Annotated in this window: 16 protein-coding genes and 1 pseudogene; 7 read left to right on the top strand and 10 right to left on the bottom strand. The window is 72.7% G+C overall.

The window, feature by feature from the left end:
- Positions 1-106 precede the first annotated feature (106 nt).
- Both MOV08_RS37960 and MOV08_RS37955 read right to left on the bottom strand, forming a co-directional pair.
- On the bottom strand, positions 107-1,336 hold the full coding sequence (locus MOV08_RS37960) for an RCC1 domain-containing protein (RefSeq protein ID WP_275310664.1): 1,230 nt from the start codon (positions 1,334-1,336) through the stop codon (positions 107-109).
- A gap of 528 nt (positions 1,337-1,864) precedes the next feature.
- Positions 1,865-2,617: an SDR family NAD(P)-dependent oxidoreductase gene (locus MOV08_RS37955; protein WP_275310663.1), complete on the bottom strand. Its 753-nt coding sequence runs from the start codon at positions 2,615-2,617 to the stop codon at positions 1,865-1,867.
- Positions 2,618-3,163: 546 nt separating this feature from the next.
- Between MOV08_RS37955 and MOV08_RS37950 the strand changes: the two genes are divergently transcribed.
- Together MOV08_RS37950 and MOV08_RS37945 are read left to right on the top strand one after the other, a co-directional pair.
- Positions 3,164-3,940, top strand: coding sequence for a GNAT family N-acetyltransferase (locus tag MOV08_RS37950; RefSeq protein WP_275310662.1), 777 nt, complete (start codon positions 3,164-3,166; stop codon positions 3,938-3,940).
- 197 nt (positions 3,941-4,137) lie between these two features.
- A complete protein-coding gene (locus tag MOV08_RS37945; protein WP_039638724.1) occupies positions 4,138-4,668 on the top strand; it encodes a universal stress protein in 531 nt (176 codons plus the stop codon).
- Between the two features lie 115 nt (positions 4,669-4,783).
- On the opposite strand, the gene MOV08_RS37940 is transcribed toward MOV08_RS37945, so the two are convergent.
- Together MOV08_RS37940 and MOV08_RS37935 are read right to left on the bottom strand one after the other, a co-directional pair.
- Entirely contained in the window at positions 4,784-5,563 is a 780-nt protein-coding gene (locus tag MOV08_RS37940) for an alpha/beta fold hydrolase (protein ID WP_275310661.1), read from the bottom strand.
- Between the two features lie 29 nt (positions 5,564-5,592).
- On the bottom strand, positions 5,593-5,889 hold the full coding sequence (locus tag MOV08_RS37935) for a hypothetical protein (protein ID WP_275310660.1): 297 nt from the start codon (positions 5,887-5,889) through the stop codon (positions 5,593-5,595).
- Between MOV08_RS37935 and MOV08_RS37930 the strand changes: the two are divergent.
- Positions 5,888-6,322, top strand: a pseudogene (locus tag MOV08_RS37930) (class I SAM-dependent methyltransferase); the annotation flags it as partial. The gene MOV08_RS37935 and the pseudogene MOV08_RS37930 overlap by 2 nt on opposite strands.
- Positions 6,323-6,370: 48 nt before the next feature.
- Here MOV08_RS37930 and MOV08_RS37925 read toward each other — a convergent pair.
- Positions 6,371-7,768, bottom strand: coding sequence for a short-chain fatty acyl-CoA regulator family protein (locus tag MOV08_RS37925; protein ID WP_275310659.1), 1,398 nt, complete (start codon positions 7,766-7,768; stop codon positions 6,371-6,373).
- Between the two features lie 376 nt (positions 7,769-8,144).
- Here MOV08_RS37925 and aceA point away from each other — a divergent pair, with 376 nt between their 5' ends.
- Complete coding sequence (gene aceA / locus MOV08_RS37920) at positions 8,145-9,443, top strand: isocitrate lyase (RefSeq protein ID WP_039638722.1); 1,299 nt, start codon at positions 8,145-8,147, stop codon at positions 9,441-9,443.
- 133 nt (positions 9,444-9,576) lie between these two features.
- Complete coding sequence (gene aceB / locus MOV08_RS37915) at positions 9,577-11,181, top strand: malate synthase A (protein ID WP_275310658.1); 1,605 nt, start codon at positions 9,577-9,579, stop codon at positions 11,179-11,181.
- 189 nt (positions 11,182-11,370) lie between these two features.
- Here aceB and MOV08_RS37910 read toward each other — a convergent pair whose 3' ends face one another.
- From MOV08_RS37910 to MOV08_RS37890, 5 genes are all read right to left on the bottom strand, one after another.
- Entirely contained in the window at positions 11,371-13,506 is a 2,136-nt protein-coding gene (locus tag MOV08_RS37910) for a protein kinase domain-containing protein (protein WP_275310657.1), read from the bottom strand.
- Positions 13,503-15,722, bottom strand: a complete 2,220-nt coding sequence (locus MOV08_RS37905) for a protein kinase domain-containing protein (protein WP_275310656.1) — start codon at positions 15,720-15,722, stop codon at positions 13,503-13,505. Before MOV08_RS37905 ends, MOV08_RS37910 begins: the two co-directional genes overlap by 4 nt.
- Positions 15,723-15,736: 14 nt before the next feature.
- Positions 15,737-16,648, bottom strand: a complete 912-nt coding sequence (locus tag MOV08_RS37900; RefSeq protein ID WP_275310655.1) for a hypothetical protein — start codon at positions 16,646-16,648, stop codon at positions 15,737-15,739.
- 49 nt (positions 16,649-16,697) lie between these two features.
- Positions 16,698-17,255, bottom strand: a complete 558-nt coding sequence (locus tag MOV08_RS37895) for a YncE family protein (protein WP_203232635.1) — start codon at positions 17,253-17,255, stop codon at positions 16,698-16,700.
- Between the two features lie 192 nt (positions 17,256-17,447).
- On the bottom strand, positions 17,448-18,530 hold the full coding sequence (locus MOV08_RS37890) for a DUF1259 domain-containing protein (RefSeq protein ID WP_275310654.1): 1,083 nt from the start codon (positions 18,528-18,530) through the stop codon (positions 17,448-17,450).
- Between the two features lie 102 nt (positions 18,531-18,632).
- Between MOV08_RS37890 and MOV08_RS37885 the strand changes: the two genes are divergently transcribed.
- Positions 18,633-19,349 (top strand): response regulator transcription factor, encoded by a 717-nt coding sequence (locus tag MOV08_RS37885; protein ID WP_275310653.1) that lies wholly within the window; start codon positions 18,633-18,635, stop codon positions 19,347-19,349.
- Positions 19,346-20,428 (top strand): sensor histidine kinase, encoded by a 1,083-nt coding sequence (locus MOV08_RS37880; RefSeq protein WP_275310652.1) that lies wholly within the window; start codon positions 19,346-19,348, stop codon positions 20,426-20,428. The genes MOV08_RS37885 and MOV08_RS37880 overlap by 4 nt, the downstream gene beginning before the upstream one ends.
- Positions 20,429-20,524 lie beyond the last annotated feature (96 nt).

Genomic DNA, 20,524 nt, shown 5'->3' with positions numbered 1-20,524 from the left:
TCTCGTCATTCGGGCATGCCTTTCACAGCCGGTGGCGCGGAGACAGGCTCCGGCGCCGTACGAAAGTCGGGATGCGGCCCTGCGCGCACGCGGGCCGGGAGGCGTCTCAGTACGCGTAGCTCGTGTTGCCCGCCAGGGACGCGGCGACGTGGTGGAAGTCCCCACGGGCGGCGGTCACCGGCGCGAAGCGGGCGCGGGCGGTGCCGTCGCCGAGTTGGCCCTCGGTGTTGGCGCCCCAGGCCACCACCTTGTCGTCGAGGATGGCGAGGTCATGGCCGCGGCCGGCGGCCAGGTCGCGGGCTCCTTCGAGCGCGTCGATCGCCACGGGCGTGTTGCGGTTGGTCCGGCTCACGCCTGTGTCGTCGGACTGGTCGGCCTCCAGCAGCTGACCGTCCCGGTTCTCCCCCCATCCGTAGACGGTGTCGTCGTTGCGGATGGCGAAGCTGTGGTCCGCGCCCGCGGTGATCTTGCGGATGTCGCGCAGCCACCGGGCCTTGACCGGTTCGTCGCTGCTGCCCTTGCCGGTGCCGTCCCCCAACTGGCCCTTGAGGTTGTCCCCCCATGTCCAGACGGCGCCGTCCTCGGTGCGGGCGACACCGTGATGACAGCCCGCCGCGATCTCCGCGATGTGTTCCAGGCCCTTGACCTCCTGCGGCACCGACTGGGACTTCCGCTCGCCGGTGCCGAGTTGGCCCCGGGCGCCGCTCCCCCACGACCACACGGTGCCGTCCTCCATCAGCGCCAGGCTGAAGTCACACCCCGCGGCCACCTGCCGCGCCATGAAGACGCTCGGCACCCGCACCGGGACCGAACTGTCGTCACCGGTACGGTTGTTGCCCAACTGCCCGTCGCCGTTGTCGCCCCAGGCCCACACCCGACCCTTGCTGATCGCCAGTGCGTGCGCACCGCCCGCCGCCACGTCGCTGACGTCCCGCAGCCCGTTCACCGAGTCCGGCGTGCCCCGGTCGTTGCGGCTCCCGGTGCCCAACTGGCCCGACGAGCCATGCCCCCAGGCACGGACCGTCCCGTTCTCCAACTGCGCGACGGCGAACGACTCCCCGCTCCCCGTTCCCCCGGCGGAGATCTTGCGCACCTCCCCGCGATGCAGTCCCATCACCGGGCCGGGCGACCAGCGGTCCCCGGTTCCCCCGCTTCCCAACTGGCCCGCGTCTCCCGCGCCCCAGCTGAATACCTCCGGTCCGGGGGCGGCCTGTGCCACACCGGTGACCGCCGGGCCGGCGAACGCCGCCAGCACCGCGGCCACCACCGGCGCCGCCCGCCGGGCGCCCCACCGCGTCCGCGCCCGAGCCGCCCTGATCTTCGTCGTCCTGCGCAATCCCCGCTCCTCTCAAGCGAGTTGCCGTCCTCGACAGGCGATTGAGTCGCACCGCCGAGCCCGACCGGATCTTGCGATCAGACGGCTCCAGGTATGCGCACCCGCCCCTGCCAACCACCCCATACGGTGGATCGGACACTCCAATGGCCTAACCGGCATACGGGTGAAGCCGCCTGAGGTGCTATGTCGATTTCGCCCCATGACGACCGAGCCAACGGTTCCGCTCCGGCCAGCAGGGGTAGCGCTACTCCGCCCCATGTCCTTTGCGAGGCAGGCGAGTTGAGTTCCCGATATCCGATGTTCACCGGCCGGCCAACTCGCGGCGCCAGCCACAGTCACTCCGTCCGAAGATTCGCCGACGATTCGCACCCCACCCTCAGAACAGGGTTTCCCCTCGACATCGACACGCGCTGCACCCCTGAAGGCCAGCGCCTGGTACTGCCACTCGGCGAACTCGCTGGGGACTCCTTGCGGGAGCGGTCGTCGGGGCGGGGCGGGCTTTCGCCCGGCCCCTCCCCGGTGGTGTGCTCAGACGGCGGTGCGACCGCCGTCGACCGACAGCACCGCGCCGTGGACAAAACTCGCCGCGTCGCCGGCCAGGTAGGCGATCGCCTCGGCGATCTCCTGCGGTGTGCCCGGACGACCGGCCGGTGCATGGGCGGCCAGGGCGTCGAGGTCCTCGCCCATGCCTGCGGTGCCCTCGGTCCGTACCGGGCCCGGCCGGACGGCGTTGACGCGCACCCCGCGCGGGCCGTACTCGGCGGCCCATGCCTTGGTCAGGAGTTCCACGGCCGCTTTGCTCGACCCGTACAGCGCCATTCCCGCCATTCCGGTTTCGGCGGCGATCGTGCTGAGGTTGACGATCGCGCCGCCGCCCCGCTCGGCCATCGCCGGCGCGAGCGCCGCGACCAGGTGGAACGGGGCCTTGACGTTCAGGGCGTAGACGGCGTCGATGTCCCGGTCCTGCGTCTGCTCGGTGGGGCCGAAGGGGTAGCTGCCCGCGTTGTTGACCAGGATGTCGACCCGGCCCCCGCCCAGCGTCGCCGCCTCCCGCGCCAGCTGCCGCACCGACTCCGCCTCGCGCAGATCCGCCGCGACGAAGTCGGCCCTGCCACCGCGGTCCCGGATGGCGCCGACCACGGACTCGCCGCGGGCGCGGTCCCGGCCCGCGACCAGCACATGCGCACCGCGCTCGGCGAGCAGTGCCGCGGTGGCGGCGCCGATACCGCTGGTCGCTCCGGTCACCAGGGCCACCCGCCCGGTCAGATCACAAGAGCCCATGAGTCGCCCCTCGCATCCTTTCGCACTCTTTCACATCTATTTCTGCCTGTTTTCACCTATTTCTATCGCTCTACTCACGTTCGTGTCGGCCGCCGGGCGCCGTGGCCGCTGCCTTTCCTGCCCGCCGTCGTGGGCTCGCCATCCGGCGAAACCGCAGTTCATCAGGGGGACGTCAAGAGGCGTGAAGGGCCCTTGCGGCCGGCTGTGGCATGGCATTCGATGGCGGGGTGAAAAGCGTCTGGCTCCTGCTCGACCACCCGCCCCATCCGATGGGGCCGTCTCGCACATCGCGCTGCCCGGAGACGTCCGCCTCCCGCTGACGCGTCTCCCGCATCCTGCTGCGACGCCGGAACGAACTCCGCGTCCGCGCCGCAGTCGCCCCTCGACCGTTCGTCGGCCGCACCCCCTGACGACCACTCAGCGTGCAGGGCCGCAACGCGAAGAAGAGGACAGATCCACCGAGCGGGGCGGACCCGAGGCCCGGGATCGGAGTTCCGATACCCAAGGCCCGAGGCCCGGCCCCGCGACAGCCACAAGGAAACGTCTGTGATCGAAGTCTTTCCCAGTCAGCTCCCGCACTGCGCCGACTGGTTCGTCGACGGTCCCCCTGGAGCGGCCGCCCTGGCCGAGCACGCGCTCATCACGGGCACCGGTCGCTGGTGGACCGACCGTGTCCACGCCCCGCGTGCCGTGGCCGTCTCCTGCGCCGACCACGTGCTGTTCCGCGGGGACCCCACCGCGCTGGCGCCCCTCTCCCTGGCCGGGTTCGCCGCGCACTACGCCCAGGCACCCGACCGCTTCCTGCCGCTCCTGGGCAGTTCGTTCGATCTGCTCGTGCCCTGGGAGCGGATGGTGTACCTCCAGCGCGAGCCGCTGCCCGCCTCGCGCCCGCCCCGTGGTGTGAAGGTGCGCCGCCTGCATCCCCAGGACGCCGAGGCGGTGCGCGCGCTGGGCGCGGAAGCCGCCTGGATCCACGCCAGTTGGGGCGGCCCGGCCGGGCTCGCCGCCTCCGGGCACGGCTGGGCCGCCTTCCAGGAGGGACGTGTCGTCGCCGTCGCCTGTACGTACTTCCGCGGCACCAGGTACGAGGACGTGGCCTGCGTGACCCTCCCCGAACATCGCCGGCAGCGACTGGCCCTGGCCTGCGTCACCGCGCTGTGCCGGGACATCGCCGCCCGTGGACACATCCCGAGTTGGACCTGCTCCCGCGACAACCGTCCCAGTCGCCTGCTCGCCTGGACCGCCGGTTTCCGCCTGGCGGACGAGTACGTGCACCACGCCACCGGGCAACCGGTCCGGCACACGGCCGGACTCGTCGCCTGACGCGCCTCGGCAACAGGGAGGCGACCGGGAGGCGTCAGGGAACCGTCAGAGACCCCCGACCCTACGCAAGGGACGCGCCAACACCGCGCGATCGCCTCGCCGCGGTCGCTTCGATGGAAGAGAAGTGGAAGGGAAGTGGACGTGGCAGAGCGCGAGGAGCTGAACCCATGAGAGCCCACTCCATGAGAGCCGACCTCATGAGCAGACCCGCCGTACGCGTCGTGGCGGGCGTGAGTGGTTCGCTGGGAAGTCTGACCGCTCTGCACCGGGCGGCCTCCGAGGCACGCGTCAGGGGCGCGGCGCTGTCGGCCGTGTTGGCCTGGGAACCCCCGGGCGGCGACATCCCCCATCGCGGCGGCCCCTGCCCGACGAGCACGGCCGCCTGGCGCAGCATGGCGGCCGACCGTCTCACCGAGGCCCTCGACACCGCCTTCGGCAGCGCCGGGCCCGGGGTGCCGCTGGAGCGGCTGGTCGTGCTCGGCAAGCCGGGCACGGTCCTGCTGGCGGTCGCCGATCGGCCCGACGATCTGCTCGTGATCGGGGCCGGGCCGCGCGGGCGCCTGCGTCGGGCGATGTGGCCCTCGGTGGGCCGGTACTGCCTCGCGCACGCCTGCTGCCCGGTACTGGCCGTGCCGCCCTCGCCCCTCCACCGCACCCTCGACGCCGTGCACCGCCGCAATGCATGGAAACTCCCCCTCGACACCCAGGGGTTGACCGAGATCCGCTGACCCTGCGCCCCCTGCCTGCCGCCCCACCGCCCCGCCGATCCGCCGATCCGCCGATCCGCCGATCCGCCGCTGTTCCGGGCACCTTCCCGGGGCGATGCGTGCCGGGCGGGCGTCGTCAGGCGTGGTGGCGCAGGAAGTTCCGCACCCGGCGGTTCCACTCCTGTGGTTGCTCCCAGTAGGCGCTGTGGCCGGCGTGCGGCATGAGGTGGAACTCGGCGTTCGGCAGGTGGTCGGCCACCCGCTTCATGACCGGCGGCGGGGCGTAGCGGTCCTCGTCGCCGGCGAGCACCAGCACCGGGACGGACGGCAGGCGCGCCAGGCGCGTCAGGGTCAGGGGTTCGCGTACGGACTGGTAGGAGCCGTAGTCCCGGGAGTCGCTGCCCCGCGTCATCGCCAGGAAGCGGCGCACTCCTTCGGGGTGGGCCGCGCGGTAGGTCCGGCCCAGTTCCTTCTCCTCGGTCGGGAGCCGGGGGAGGTCGGGACCGACGTACCGGGCGCGGAATCGGACGGATGCCGGATCGACGAGCCCGCAATAGCCGGTGGAGACGACGAGTGCGGCCAGGCGGGTCGGGTTGTCGAGGGCGTACTCGGTGGCGCAGACGGCGCCGCGCGCGGTGCCGACGAGCGAGAACCGCGACAGTCCGAGTGCGTCCACCAGGGCTTCGAGGTCGGCCGTCATGGACCCGGTGGCCCGGTGCTCGGGGGCCGAGCGGGTCCGGCCGAAGCCGCGCATGTCGTAGGTGATGACGCGGTGGCCGGCGGCCTCGAACAGCGGGCGCTGCTCGGCCCAGCAGGTGCTGTTGCCGGCCAGGGCGTGCAACAGCACGAGCGGCGGACCGTCGCCGCCGCCGTCCTCCACCCAGAGTCGGGCTTCCGGCACGTCGACGTACGGCATCTGATCACTTCACGGCGGCGGGGCGGCTGTCACATGTCCGGGTGGTCGGGCACCGGCGAGGCCGCGACGGCGTCGTCGAGGATCTGCTCGCGTACCGAGTCGATCAGCCTGTTGACGGCGGTGGCCACGGAGAGGATCTCCTCGGACCGCTCGGAGCCGACGATCTGGCCGGTCGACGCGTCAAGAAAGGCCATCGCCTTCCGCATGAGGGTGCGGGCCTCCGGGGTGGTGGGCAGCGCGTCGGCCCTGATCAGATTGAGCATCGTCTCCAATGCCCCGGCCAACGCGCGGACGGCTTCCCGCATCTGGGTTTCTTCGGAACTCATGCACCCTACGATCGCGGACCGGCGCCGTCGCTGTCACGGGGGCGATTTCCGTCCGGGGGACCGGAATCGAACGCTTGGGCTGCGCGACGTCGCGCGACTACGCTCCGCGTGGACCCGCGACGGAGGAGGCGACGCGGGCGTGGGTTTCTCGGCGGGGGAAGCGGAGTGGCGGGCTCGTCTGGGCACGCTGCGGCAGGTCGTGCGCCAGGAAATGGTCTCGCGGCAGCTTGCCGCGCACCTGCCGGACCTGCCGCCGCGGCGGGTGCTGGACGTCGGTTGCGGTCAGGGCACCCAGGCCCTGCAACTGGCCCGTCGGGGGCACATGGTGACCGGGCTGGACGCCTCGCCCCGGCTCCTCGACGACTTCCGCGCCGCGTTGGCCGAGGTGCCCGTGGAGGTCGGCGACCGGGTGCGGCTGGTCGAAGGGGACGCCGAGCGGTTGGCCGATCTCTTCGCGCCGTCCAGGCCCCAGGGCCTGTCGTCAGGGCGCGGGATCCGTCACCGGGTAGGGGACGAAGGTGCTGGTGTGCTGGTCGATGCGGAGTGGGCGGTCGAGGGGTGGGGCGGCCCGCTGCGGGCAGTCGAGGCGTTCGCAGACCCGGCAGCCCATGCCGATGGGGGTGGCCGCCGAGGCGTTGCCGAGGTCCAAGCCGTCGGAGTAGACCAGTCGGTGGGCGTGCCGGAGCTCGCAGCCGAGGCCGATGGCGAAGGTCTTGCCCGGTTCTCCCCAGCCGCCGCGGTGCCGGGTGACGGCCCGTGCGGTCCACAAGTAGCGCTGCCCGTCCGGCATTTCGGCGATCTGGACGTGAATGCGGCCGGGTGCGGTGAACGCTTCGTAGACGTTCCACAGCGGGCAGGTGCCGCCGGCGCGGGAGAAGTGGAATCCGGTGGCGGACTGGCGCTTCGACATGTTGCCGGCCCGGTCGACGCGGACGAAGGAGAAGGGCACGCCGCGCAGTCGCGGGCGTTGGAGGGTGCTGAGGCGGTGGCACACCGTCTCGTAGCCGAGGCCGTAGCGGTCGGTGAGGCGTTCGATGTCGTAGCGGACTTCCTCGGCCGCCGCGTGGAAGCTGGCGTACGGCAGGATCAGGGCCGCGGCGAAGTAGTTGGCGATGCCGATGCGGGCGAGGGCGTGGGCGGGCGAGCCGGGCGGGAAGTCCTCGGCGGCCTGGCGGTCCAGTTCGTCGTCGTAGGCGAGCAGCGCGAGTTGGGTGGCCATGCGGAAGGCGCGCTGGCCCGGGCGCAGGCGGGTGGACAGGTGCAGGGTGCGGGTCGGCGCGTCGTAGTGGTGGAGCTGGTCGCCGGACTCGGCGGCGAGGTGGACGCGGTGGCGTTCGGTGAGGCGGGTGCTCAGGGCGCGTACGACGTCGCCGGGTCGGATGCCGATCTCCCGGGCCAGTTGCTCGGCCGCGAGGTCCGTCTCGTGCAGGTAGTTCTGACGGCGGTAGAAGAAGTCCCGGATCTCCTCGTGGGGTGAACGGGGTTGTTCCGGGGCCGTGCCGCGGCCGTCGTCGAGGTGTTCGGCGAGCCGTTGGTTGCGGCGGCCGAGGTCGAGCAGGACCTGGGCGACCGCGGGCATGCGGGCGGCGAGTTCCGCCAGGTCGGCGGCGGAGACCCGGGCCTCGGCGAGTTCGCCGGCCAGTGCCTCGCGGAGGTCCGCCACCAGGCGCGTGGTGTCGCGCGCGGAGAAGAAGCCCGGGTCGACGCCGAAGGCTTCGGTCAGGCGGAGCAGGACGGGCACCGTGAGCGGGCGGGAGTCGTGCTCCATCTGGTTGAGGTAGCTCGGCGAGATGTCGAGCAGGCGGGCCAATTCGGCCTGGCTCAGGCGCCGTTCCTCGCGCAGGCGTCGCAGGCGCGCGCCCGCATACGTCTTGCTCACCCGATCGTCCTCCGTGTCCGGCGTCCGCTCAGGGTACGCGATCATGTCGCCCACGCACCCTTCGCAACCTTGGCAAAAGGCCGGTGGAAGATTCACAGAAGTTGGCAAGCGTCCATGGTTGATGGCACTCAGTGCCAATGCCAGAGTCTCAGTGCGGCCCGCCGGACACGGCGACCACCGCCCGGAACCGGGGCGCGATATCTGCCCTGACGTCGGAGATCCCGGCACCGGCGGGGTCGTGCACCGGCACCGTTGCTCATCTCCTTCCCACCGCGTGGCGGCGGGCCGCACCCCATCACATCGACACACCGTGCCACTCCTGTCCGTCCGGACAGGGAAGTTGGCAGTCAGTACAGACCGAGGAGTCGTGACAGTCATGGCAGAGTCGAGGACGCAGGCGGCCGAGGAACTCGCACGGCGCTGGGCCACCGATCCGCGGTGGCGGGGGGTGGAGCGCACCTACGGCGCCGACGACGTGGTCCGACTGTCCGGCAGCGTCCGCGAGGAGCACACCCTGGCCCGCCTGGGCGCCGAGCGGCTGTGGCGAGCGCTGCACGAGCGGGACTACGTCCATGCGCTCGGCGCCCTGACCGGCGGGCAGGCCGTCCAGCAGGTCAAGGCGGGACTCCAGGCGATCTACCTGTCGGGCTGGCAGGTCGCCGCCGACGCCAACCAGGCCGGCCACACCTACCCCGACCAGAGCCTGTACCCGGCCAACTCCGTGCCGCAGGTGGTCCGTCGGATCAACAACGCGCTGCTGCGCGCCGACCAGATCGCCACCGCCGAGGGCGCGGGCACCGGTGCGGCCGACGGGGGCACGGACTGGCTCGCGCCGATCGTCGCCGACGCGGAGGCCGGGTTCGGCGGGCCGCTGAACGCGTTCGAGCTGACCAAGGCGATGATCGCGGCCGGCGCCGCCGGCATCCACTACGAGGACCAGCTCGCCTCCGAGAAGAAGTGCGGGCACCTCGGCGGCAAGGTGCTGGTGCCGACCTCCCAGCACATCCGCACCCTCAACGCGGCCCGGCTCGCCGCGGACCTCGCGGACGTGCCGACGGTGCTCATCGCCCGCACCGACGCCCTGGCGGCGAACCTGCTGACCAGCGATGTCGACGAGCGCGACGCCGAGTTCGTCACCGGTGAGCGCACCGCGGAGGGCTTCTACCGCGTGCGCAACGGCATGGCGCCGGTGATCGCCCGCGGTCTGGCCTACGCGCCGTACGCCGATCTGCTGTGGATGGAGACCGGCACGCCGGACCTCGGCCAGGCACGGGAGTTCGCCGAGGCGGTCCACGCCCGGTACCCGGAGCAGATGCTGGCCTACAACTGCTCGCCGTCCTTCAACTGGAAGGCGGCCCTGGACGACGACCAGATCGCCAAGTTCCAGCGGGAGCTGGGCGCGATGGGGTACGCGTTCCAGTTCATCACGCTGGCCGGCTTCCACTCCCTCAACCACGGCATGTTCGACCTGGCCCGCGGCTACGCCGAGCACGGCATGCCCGCCTATGTCGACCTCCAGGAGCGGGAGTTCGCCGCGCAGCAGCACGGCTTCACCGCGGTCAGGCATCAGCGCGAGGTCGGCACCGGCTACTTCGACCTGGTCTCCACCGCGGTCAACCCCGCCTCCTCCACGACCGCGCTGACCGGCTCCACGGAAGAGGAGCAGTTCCACTAGGGCGTGCCGCAAGGTCCCACCTGCCGTCCGGCGCCCGGGCGTCCGCCGTCGGTCCGTCCCGTCCCGGCCGAGTGGGGGTCGCACGACCGTCCCCGTCCGACCCCCGCTTCCGGCCCTGCTCCAGGAGAACCCGATGTCCACCCGTGTACTGACGACCCCGCGCGTCCGCGTTCTCGCGGCCCCGGGCGAGCGTCACGACGAGATCCTCACGCCCGCCGCCCTGGACTTCGTCGGCCGGCTCACCGCCGCGTTCGGCGAGCGCCGGCGGGACCTGCTGACGGAACGCCGTCGTCAGGCCATGCGCCTGGCGGACGGGGCCCCGCTGGACTTCCCGCTCGTCACCTCGGCCGTCCGTGCCGACGACTCCTGGCGGGTGGCGCCGCCCGCCCCCGGGCTGACCGATCGCCGCGTCGAGATCACCGGTCCCCCGGACCGTCGGATGACGATCAACGCCCTGAACTCCGGCGCCCGGGTGTGGATGGCCGACTTCGAGGACGCCACCGCACCCACCTGGGACAACGTGATCGACGGCCAACTCAACCTGCGCGACGCGACGGAGCGGCGCATCGACTTCACCGCGCCCGGCGGCAAGGAGTATCGCCTCGCGGACCACGACCGGCTCGCCACCCTCGTCGTGCGGCCCCGCGGGTGGCACCTCGACGAGGCGCACCTGGAGTGCGGGGGCCGCCCGGTGCCGGCCTCGCTCGTCGACTTCGGCCTGTACTTCTTCCACTGCGCGCAGCGGCAGATCGACGCCGGCCGCGGGCCGTACTTCTACCTCCCGAAGCTGGAGAACCGCTACGAGGCGCGGCTGTGGAACGACATCTTCGTCGCCGCCCAGGAGATGCTCGGCATCCCGCGCGGCACGATCCGCGCCACCGTCCTCATCGAGACCATCACCGCCGCGGTCGAGATGGAGGAGATCCTCTACGAGCTGCGCGAGCACAGCTCGGGTCTGAACGCGGGCCGCTGGGACTATCTGTTCAGCCTGATCAAGACGTTCGGGCACCGCACCGACTTCCTGCTGCCGGACCGCGCCAGGGTGACGATGACCGCCCCCTTCATGCGGGCCTACACCGAGCTCCTCGTGCGCACCTGCCACCGGCGCGGCGCCCACGCCATCGGCGGGATGGCCGCACAGGTGCCGGGCACGGACCCGGCGGCGCGCGAGGCGGCGCTCGCCACGGTGCGGCTGGACAAGGAACGCGAGGCCGAGGACGGCTTCGACGGGTCCTGGGTGGCCCATCCCGGTCTGGTGCCGGTGTGCCGGGCGGCGTTCGACGAGGTGCTGGGCGCGCGCCCGCACCAGCTGGACCGCACCCGGGACGAGGTGGCGGTGACGGCTGCGGACCTGCTGTCGGTGCGCCGGACCAGCGGGCCGCCCACGCCGGACGGGGTCCGGACGAACATCGCGGTCGCGCTGCGCTACTTCGATGCCTGGCTGCGCGGGCAGGGGGCCGTCGCGCTGGACGGGCTGATGGCGGACGCGGCGACCGCGGAGATCGCCCGGGTGCAGATCTGGCAGTGGCTGCGGCACCGGGTGATCGACCGGGAGTCGGTGCTGCGACTGCTCGACGACGAAGTCGCCGCGCTCGGCGCCGCGTTCCCGTGGGCGGCCCTGGACGAGGTGCGGGGGCTCTTCGAGCGGACGGCGCTCGCCGACGCGCTGCCGCCGTTCTTCACCTCCGACGCCTACGCCCGCCACCTCGCGCCGGGCCGCGGCGCCCACGCCGGGTAGCGGGATCGAGACGCCTGGCACCACCGGGCTGAGGGGCCCGGTGGCACCCGGCGGTCGAGGGGGCCGTCGGAACCGCCAGGAGAGGGCGGGAAGTGCTGCTGCGGCGCTTCCCGCCCTCGGCCCGCCGGGGCGCGCCCGACGCATGGCACGCCGGTGCCGGCGCAGGAGTGCCGGCGCACCCACCGGCCGCTACGCCTTGGGCAGGGCGAAGCAGAAGAGCTTGCCGGACCGGCTGGCGAAGACCCGGTCGTCGACGGGGAACGACGACCAGGCGCCGGAGCCGCCGCTGACCGGGTACCGCCAGACCTGCCGGCCGGTCTCGGCGTGGAAGCCGTACAGCCCCTTGGGTCCGGCGGCGAGGAACAGCTCGCCCGCCGCGCCCAGGAACTGCAGCGTGCCGAGGCCGGCCCCGGCCGTCCAACGGGCCGCCCCGGTACGGGCGTCGACGGCGTGCAGGACCGTGTCGAGATAGCAGACAGTGGCGCCGGACCGGTCGTAGCCACGATTTCCCCGGGCGGCGGTCCGCACGCTCCACAGCGTCTTCCCCGTCGTCGGGTCGAAGGCCGCGAGCAGCCCGCTGGTGGCGCCGCTGGCGCCGGTGCCCGGGTAGCAGAACAGGATGTCGTCGTGCAGGCGCAGGGACCCTTCGTACATCATGAACTGGCTGTTCGTCGGGGGTAGTTGGGTGCGTCGGTGCCAGAGCGTCGAACCGTCGGCCGGGTCGAGTCCCAGCAGGTTCATGTCGCCGTCGACGGCGTAGAGCACCTTGCCCTTGGCCGGTGGGTAGAGGGCGACGAGGTCCTTCGACCACAGCGGGGTCCCGGTGTCCTGGGCGAGGGCGGTGTATCCGTTGAGCGTCGCGGTGGTGGACGTCTTCCCGGCGCCGCCCCAGACGATCAGCCGGCCCGTCGGGGTGGTGCCGACCGCCGTGAGCCCGCCCTTGACCGGCGCCTGCCAGCGCACGTCGCCGGTCGAGGCGTCGAGGCCCTGGAAGCGCCCGCCGTTGTCCATGGTCACGACCAGTGAGCCGCCTGCGAACTCCAGGTGCGGCGCGCCCGTTCCGGTCGGGGAAGCGGTCCACCGCTCCTTGCCGGTGCGGCCGTCGACGGCGTGGACCTTGCCGTCGGTGCGCACGGTGTAGACGCGTTGGTCGTCGGCGAGGGCGGCGGTGTTCTGGCCGCTGAGGTCCTTCCACAGGACCGTGCCCCCGGCCCGGTCGAAGCAGGCGCCCGAGGTCTTCCCGGCGCACAACAGCGTGGACGCGGTCACCGCCATGAGGGCCATGTCGGGCTGTGGGAGGTCGGCGGTCCAGGAGAGTTCGGGGCCGGCGGGCGTGTCGCCGTCGCGCGAGCGGAGCAGCAGGAAGGTGCCTCCGGTGGCGGCGGCCACGGCGAGCGCCGCGCCGCCGAACAGCATCCGGCGCCGGCTGACCAGGGGCGTGCGCACCTCCTCGTGGAAGCTGCGCTCCGACTCGGCCACCTGGAGCTCGACCGCGCCGAGCCAGCCCGCGGTACCGGTCGGGCGCAGCCACTGCTGCAGCTGCGCGATGGTCGGCCGGCGGGCCGGGTCCTTGTCGAGGCAGGCGGCGACGGTGCCGAGCAGGCCGTGCGGGACGCCGTCCAGCGCGGGCGCCTCATGGGTGGCGCGGTAGAGCAGGGCGTGGACCGCTCCGGTGCCGAAGGGCGGATTGCCGGTGGCGGCGTAGGCGAGCACGGCGCCCAGGGCGAACACGTCGCTCGCGGGCGTGAGTTCGGCCCCGGTGGACTGCTCGGGCGACATGAAGCCGGGCGAACCGATGATCTGGCCTTGCGCGGTGAGCACGGTGCCGTCGACGGCCCGGCTGATGCCGAAGTCGATGACGCGGGGCCCGTCGAAGGTGAGCAGGATGTTGGACGGCTTGAGGTCGCGGTGGATCAGCCCCGCACGGTGGATGGCGGCCAGTGCCTCGGCCAGGCCCGCGCCGAGCACGCGCAGGGTGGCCTCGGGCATGGGCCCGTGCGCCTCGATGGCGTCGGACAGCGCGGGGCCCGGGACGTAGGCGGTGGCCAGCCAGGGCTGCGGCCCCTCGGGGTCGGCGTCCACCACGGGCGCGGTGAAGGCGCCGCCGACGGCGCGGGCCGCGTCCACCTCGGCCTTGAAGCGCCGTCGGAAGTCGTGGTCGGCGCTCAGTTCGGAGCGGACGACCTTGACGGCGACGGCGCGGCCGCTGCGCGACGCGGCCAGGTAGACGCGGCCCATGCCGCCCGCGCCGAGTTCCCGCAGCACGCGGTACGGGCCGATGTGGGTGAGCGCGGTGTCGGTCGGCGTGCTGGGCGTCGTCGTCATCTGGGGTCGCTCCGGAAGGCGTACAGGGTGGTGTCGGATGCCGCGTAGAGGGTGGTGCCGCTGATCTGCACGCGCCACGCGGTGCTCTTGTTGCCGGCCTGGGCGCCGGAGGCCCGGTGCGCCCAGAGGACCTTGCCGTCCGCGGCGCCCAGCACGACGAAGCCCGGGGTGTCGGCGCCGAACAGGGGGTAGGCCAGCAGGGACGAGGAGACGGCGGGGCCCGGGTCGGATGCGCCGGCCGGGGCCAGGGACAGGGGACTCGCGGTGTGCCACAGCTGCTTGCCGCTGCGGGTGTCGAGGGCGAAGACGGTGCCCTGGCCGTCGATGGCGTAGGCCGTCGTGCCCAGGACCGTGGTCGGGTCGAGGCGGGTCGGCTCGTCGACGGCGGTCCACAGCGTCCGGCCGTCGGTGGCGCGGAACGCCTGCACCTTGGTGCTGGTGACGAGCAGCGCGTTCCCGTCGGTGGTCAGGTCCGGGTAGTCGCCGGGCCGCAGCACGTCCCGGACCGTCCAACGCACCGTGCCGGTCCGCAGGTCCAGGCCGTGGAGGGTGCCGCCGTCGTGCAGGAAGCAGGTGCGGCCGTCGGAGTGGGCGTGGAAGTCGCTGCCGGCCACCTTGCGGGACCACAGCACCTTCCCCGCGGCGAGGTCCACCGCGCAGACGCCGTAGCCCGTGTCGCCGCTGGTGCCGAGGAGGGCGACCGCACCGGTGGCCCAGAAGACGGCGTTGATCTGGGCGGGGAAGCTGCCCGCTGCCCGCTCGGTGACCGCGTGGCTGAACTTCAGGGCGCCGTGGGTGTCCAGGCCGAGCAGATAGCCGCGGTCGCCGAGGGCCGAGGCGAACAGCGTCGGTCCCCGCACGCCGAGCCATTCCGGCTTTCCGCTGACGTCGGACGGCATGCGGGGCGCGGCGGTCCAGCGCTCCGCTCCGCTGGCGGCGTCGTAGCCGATCGCGGTGGTCTGGTCCCACCGTACGAGGGTGTCGCCGAGCAGCCTCAACTGTCCGTTCTGCAGCTGCCGCAGCGGGCGCGACCACTGCGGCGCCGGACCTGCGGGCACCGTGGCACCCGGCCCGATCGTGGCGCCCGCGGGCCGGCCCGGGGCGCCGTCGGGCTGCGTTCGCCCGCCGGCCAGGGCCGCGGTGCCGGCGGCCGCCGCGGCCGCGCCGCCGGCCAGCGCGAGCCACACGAAGCGGCGGCGGCTCGGCCGGCTCGGGGCCGCCGTCGCCTCCAGCGGGGTGACGGGCACCGGGGGCGCCGTGACCAGGACGCCGGCGTGTGCCGCTCGCGTGGCGAGGTCCTCCCGCAGCCCCGGTACGAGCAGCGCGGCGGGGTCGGCGGTGCCGAGCGCGGTCAGCACCGCGGTGGTGGCCGGCCGGCCCGCCGGGTCCTTGTCCAGGCAGGCCGCCACCAGCGGACGCAGCGCGTCGGGTACGCCGGTGAGCTGCGGCGGGGCGTGCACGGCCCGGTAGACGACCTCGGTGGGGCTGCCCGCGCCGAACGGGCCCTGCCCGGTGGCCGCGAAGACCAGGACGCAGCCGAGGGAGAAGACGTCGGCCGCCGGACCGGCCTCGCGGCTCGACACGATCTGCTCGGGGGCCATGAAGCCGGGCGTGCCCATGACGGTGCCCGTCCGGGTCAGCTGCGTGGCGTCCGCGGCCCGGCTGATGCCGAAGTCGATGACGCGCGGCCCGTCTTCGGCCACCAGGACGTTCGCGGGCTTGAGGTCGCGGTGGACGACGCCGGCGGTGTGGATGGCCAGCAGCGCCTCGGCGAGGCCCGTGCCCAGTGCCCGCAGGGCCGGGTCGGGCAGCACGCCGAAGCGGCGTACCACGTCGTGCAGGGACGGTGCGGGGATGTAGGCGGTGGCCAGCCAGGGTTGGGGCGCGTCGGCGTCCGCGTCGAGCACCGGTGGGGTGAAGAAGCCGCTCACCTTGCGGGCGGCGTCCGCCTCGCGCCGGAAGCGCCCGCGGAAGTCCGGCGTCTCGGCGTACTCGGGCCGGATGACCTTCAGTGCGACCAGGCGTGAGCCCGGCGATCTGGCGAGGAAGACCCGGCCCATGCCGCCCTCGCCGAGGAGTTGGAAGACCTCGTAGGGGCCGATCCGGCCGGGGTTCTGCTGCTGCGGGGCCGACGGGTGCGGCTGCGGGAGGGTGGGTTGCGGAGGGGGCTGCCGGGGCGTGGCGTCGCCGCTGCGGCCGTGCTGGGGTGTGTCCACTGCGCGGTGGCGGGTCAGCTGAGCGAGCCGAGCACGTCACGGGCGGCGGCGAGGGCGGCGTCCTCGGCCTGCTGCTGGTTGGTGCCGGAGCGCCCGGGGTCGTAGGTGTAGCCCACGGTGTAGGTGGCGTTGCCCGAGCGGACGATCACCGTGGCCTCGGCCAGGCTCATCGGAGGATTGTCGACGGCGTGCACGACGTGGGCCTCGTCGCCGAGGTCGCCGACCGGCCGGGAGTCGGTGACCTTGCGCATCTTGCCCAGGGCGGTCAGCGCGGTCTTCTTGTCCATGTCGTACATGTTCTTCGCCGCCGGGCCGACCGTGAGGTTCACGTCCAGGTTCAGGTACGCGCCGCCGGAGCCGAAGGGCGCCTGCCACCTCGGCATCCTGGTGATCATCGCCGCCATGGTGGCGTTGTCGAACTGCGAGGGCTTGCACGCGGTTCCGGGCGCGATACGGGCGAGGGTGGCCGCCTTGATCAGCTGGCAGCCCTCGGACACCTTGGTGTAGGTCTTCCCCTCCGACGCCCCTGCCCCCGGGTCCGGCGACGTGACGGATCCGCCGGGGGCCTGGCCCGCCGCGGTGCCGGTGCCGTCGCCCCCCGACAGGGCGAGAGCCACGCCGACGACCGCGGCCACGGCCAGCGCTGCGCCGCCGCCGATCAGCCACGGCCGGGCACCGCGGGGCGGGCGCCCCGCGGCCGAGGCGCCGTCGTGCGGCAGCGTCGACGGGGCCGGCTGCGACCAGGCCGAGGGCGCACCCGGCTCCCCGTCCGGGACCGGCGGCGGTGCCTGGCCCGGTATGGGCGGAACTGCCTGGTCCGGGGCCGGTGCCGCCGGCACCCCGGCGGGTGTCCCCTGCCGGAGGGGCTGGGTGGGGCGGTTCTCGACGTAGCCCTGGCGGGGGTCCGGCTGGGAAGTCTCACTCACGGGGCAACTCGCCTTTTGTGCGTTCCGATTTCGCCGCCGGGAGCCATGGTCAGGTCCCATGGCCCGGGCCCGGGGCGAGGGCGCCCCAACGCCCCGAGGCGACAGGGGGAAGTCTGTCGCCGGGCGATGTCATGTCGATGAAATCTCGCTGACGTGACCGACGGACCGGGTGCGGCGGGCGGCGGGCGGCGGGGTAGTCACCAGTGGGGCTGCGGTGCAGGACGGTGCCTGTGGTCTCGTCGACGGCCACCACTTCGTTGGCGTCGGTGGCGGTGGCGTACACGCGATGCAGGGCGGGGACGACCAGCACGCCGGGCAGACCGTCGATGGTCCGTACGACGCGGCCCGCGCGGACGTCCACCTCGATGACCTGGCTCGCGCCGAGGTGGGCGATGAACAGCAGCCCGCGGTCGGGATCGAGGCTCGCGTAGTCGAAGCGGGAGCTGTCCCCCGGCAGGGCGATCTCCTTCACCACGCGAAGCGGCAGAGCCACCTTGGACGGCTGACCGCCGCGGGTGAGCAGTACGCCGGCGACGACGGCGAGGACGGCGAGGACCAGGCCCAAGGTCAAGGACAGCAGAGCGCGGGGGCTGAGGCGACGGATCATGTGCGGGCTTTCCGTGGCGACGGTGAAGCGGCGAGGGCGGCCCGCCGCTGCCCGTGGGTGGTGAGCGGCGACGGGACGGCCGGGTCGTTCGGTGCAGCGACGACGAGGGGTTACGGCGAGGGACACGCGGCGAGCAACGCCGGCAGCGTCGCACCGCAGCCGATCCGGCCTCAGCCGGTCACGACGCGCCGATCATGACGCGGGCGCCGGCGCGGTCGCGTCCAGGGCCGGGCGCAGTGCCTTGGTCAGGGTGACTCCGTCGGCGGTGGCCCAGAAGTGCATGTAGAACAGGCGGGGTTGCTCGTCCAGGGAGTGGTTGTGGAGTTCGACGATGTCGATGTTGCCCTTGCGGAGCGCCTGGATGACCTTCTGCACCTCGGGTGCGGTCATGACGAAGTCGCCGTTGATGGCGGCCTTGTCGCCGCCCAGGGGCTGGAAGTTGATGCCGGTGGTCAGGCCGAGGGCGGGCGGAAGCACGTGCTCCCCGTCGTCGACGGTGTTCTTGCGGGCGATGGTGAACTTGTAGATGCCGCCGTCGGCGGTGCCCTTGCGGCCGAGCGCCTTGTCGATGCCGGCGGTGTCCAGTGCGATCGGCGGCTGAGTGGACGGGGGCGGCGAGGCAGGCGGGATCCCGGTCGCGTCCAGCGCGTGCTTCAGCCCTTGGGCGAGTTTCACCGGGTCGCCCATGGCGTGGACATGCGTCCACCAGATCGCCGGGGACTGCTGGAGCAGGTGCTTGTGCAGCGCGGTCTGCTCGATGCCGGCGGCCTGCAGCGCGTCGGTGACCTTGGGCAGTTCGTCCTCGGTGACGACCAGGTCGCCCATCAGCATGGTCGTGTGCTTGTACTTGGCGAAGGCCGCGTAGCCGCCGAGGGACAGGCCCGGCTTGATGGTGATGCCTTCGGTGGTGACCTTGAGGTCCTTGCGGGGCAGTGGGACGCGGTAGACGGTGCCCTTCATGAGAGTTCCCGTGCGGCCGAGGGCGTCGGCGACCGGCTTCCAGTCCGCCTCCTTGGTCTGCACGGGCTGCTGAAGGTGGTCGCTCTGGGAGGCGGCCTGCGCCGCGACCGCGCTCGTACCGCCGGCGGCGTCGCTTCTCGTCTGGGTGCCGCAGCCTGCCAGCAGACCGGTGCCGTCACCAGGAGGAGCGCCGCCGTGGTCCCTGCGGCCGGCTTGGTGAGCGAACGGGGTGACATGACCACTCCTCGTCGAGATCGTTGTCGAAGTCGAAGGTGTCTGTGTGGCCAGCGAAGCCGCCCCGGATGAAGCTGGCATGAAGATCCACCCGCTCGGATGCCTTCATGCCACCTTCATCAGAGGCAAGGATCGTGAAAGGCACGACAACGTACGCGGCAGCGGCGGATGAGGGACGGTGCGATGCGGATCCTGGTGGTCGAGGACGAGCCCAAGATGCGGGACCTGCTGCGTCGGGCCCTGACCGAGGAGGGCTATGCCGTCGATGTGGCCGCCGACGGCCCACAGGCCCTCGCCCTCACCGACGTGGCCACCTACGACGCGATGGTGCTGGACGTGATGCTGCCGGGCCTGGACGGCTTCGAGGTCTGCGCGACCCTGCGCAGGCGCGGCATCTGGCTGCCCGTGCTGCTGCTCACCGCCAAGGACGCCGTCGCCGACCGGGTGCGCGGCCTGGACGGCGGAGCGGACGACTACCTGACCAAACCGTTCAGCCTGGAGGAACTCTTCGCGCGACTGCGGGTGCTGATCCGCCATGGCCCGTTCGAGCGCCCGGCCACCCTCACGGCCGGCGACCTGTCACTGGACCCGGCCACTCGGACGGTGCGGCGCGGCGCCGAAGAGATCCCCCTGACCGGCAAGGAGTACGCCCTTCTCGAAGCCCTGCTGCGCCGCCCCGGCACCGTCCTGACTCGCGCCATGCTCGTCGAGCACTGTTGGGACCTGGGAACCAGTCCCGGTTCCAACGTGGTCGACGCCCACATCAAGGCCCTGCGCGACAAGATCGACCGCCCCTACGGCACCCGGGCCGTCGAGACCGTCCGCGGCGCCGGATACCGGATCCGCCGCGACGGTGGACGCACCACCACCCATCGCACGTCACGAAGCCGCACGCCATGAACCGCATCCCGCTCCGCATCCGCCTCACCGCGATCTTCGCCGCCGTGATGGCCCTGGTCCTGGCCGGCGCCGGCTACCTCACCCTCAGCCGCTTCCGCGAGTCCCAGAGCGAATACGGCGCCGTCACCGGCATCGCCCGCCAGGCCCAGCAGGAAGCCCTCGACGACCTGGTACGCGAACTGCTCACCGCCCTGCCCATCGTCTTCGTCCTGGCCACCCTCGGCGCCTACGTTCTCGCCGCCGCGGCCCTGCGCCCCGTGGAACGCATGCGCACCCAGGCGGCGGCAGTCACCGAGGACACGCCCGGCCACCGCCTCGACGTACCGCCCAGCCGCGACGAGATCGCCCGCCTCGCCACCACCCTCAACGACATGCTCACCCGCCTCCAGACCGCCCTGGACCACGAGCGGCTCTTCGTCGCCGACGCCAGCCACGAACTGCGCACCCCGCTCAGCCTGTTGCGCACCGAGATCGAACTCGCCCTTCGGCACCCCCGCGACGCCACCGAGCTACGCGCCGCCCTCGTCTCCGCGCACGAGGAGACCGAACGGCTCGTCCAGCTCTCCGAGGACCTGCTGCTCCTGGCCCGCACCGACCGCCGCGACACCACCTCCACCGGGTCGGCCGTGCCCGACCTGGCGCGGCTTCTGCATCGTGTGGCGGCCCGCCTGCGCAACGGCTCTCCCGGCAAGGCCGTCACCGTCGGCTGCCCCGACGGACTGACTGCCGCCGTCCCACACGACCGCCTGGAGCGAGCGGTGACGAACCTTGTCCACAACGCCCAGCAGCACGGCCAGGGTCCCGTGGAAGTGACAGCTCGGCCATACGAGAAGTCGGTCCGCATCGAGGTACGCGATCACGGCCCCGGCTTCCCGCCCGACTTCCTCCCGCACGCCTTCGACCGCTTCACCCAGGCCGACCGTTCCCGCGCCACCACCGGAACCGGCCTCGGACTGGCCATCACCGCCGCCATCGCACGCGCCGCAGGCGGCGAGTACGGCGCCTACAACCACCCCGACGGAGGCGCCGTCGTATGGATCACCCTTCCCGCCCTTCCTCCGCCGCCCAGGTCCGCTTGATGCACCCCAAGCACCATGCAACCCTGGTTGCATTCAGCACGTACTGGCCATGGGGAGCGTTGATGGACCGGACAACGTCCACTGCACGGACGGGCA

Source organism: Streptomyces yunnanensis (genome assembly GCF_029011865.1).
Classification (GTDB): Bacteria; Actinomycetota; Actinomycetes; order Streptomycetales; family Streptomycetaceae; genus Streptomyces; species Streptomyces yunnanensis.
Note: the sequence above shows the minus strand (reverse complement) of the source record. Positions and strands in the feature narration are given on the sequence as shown.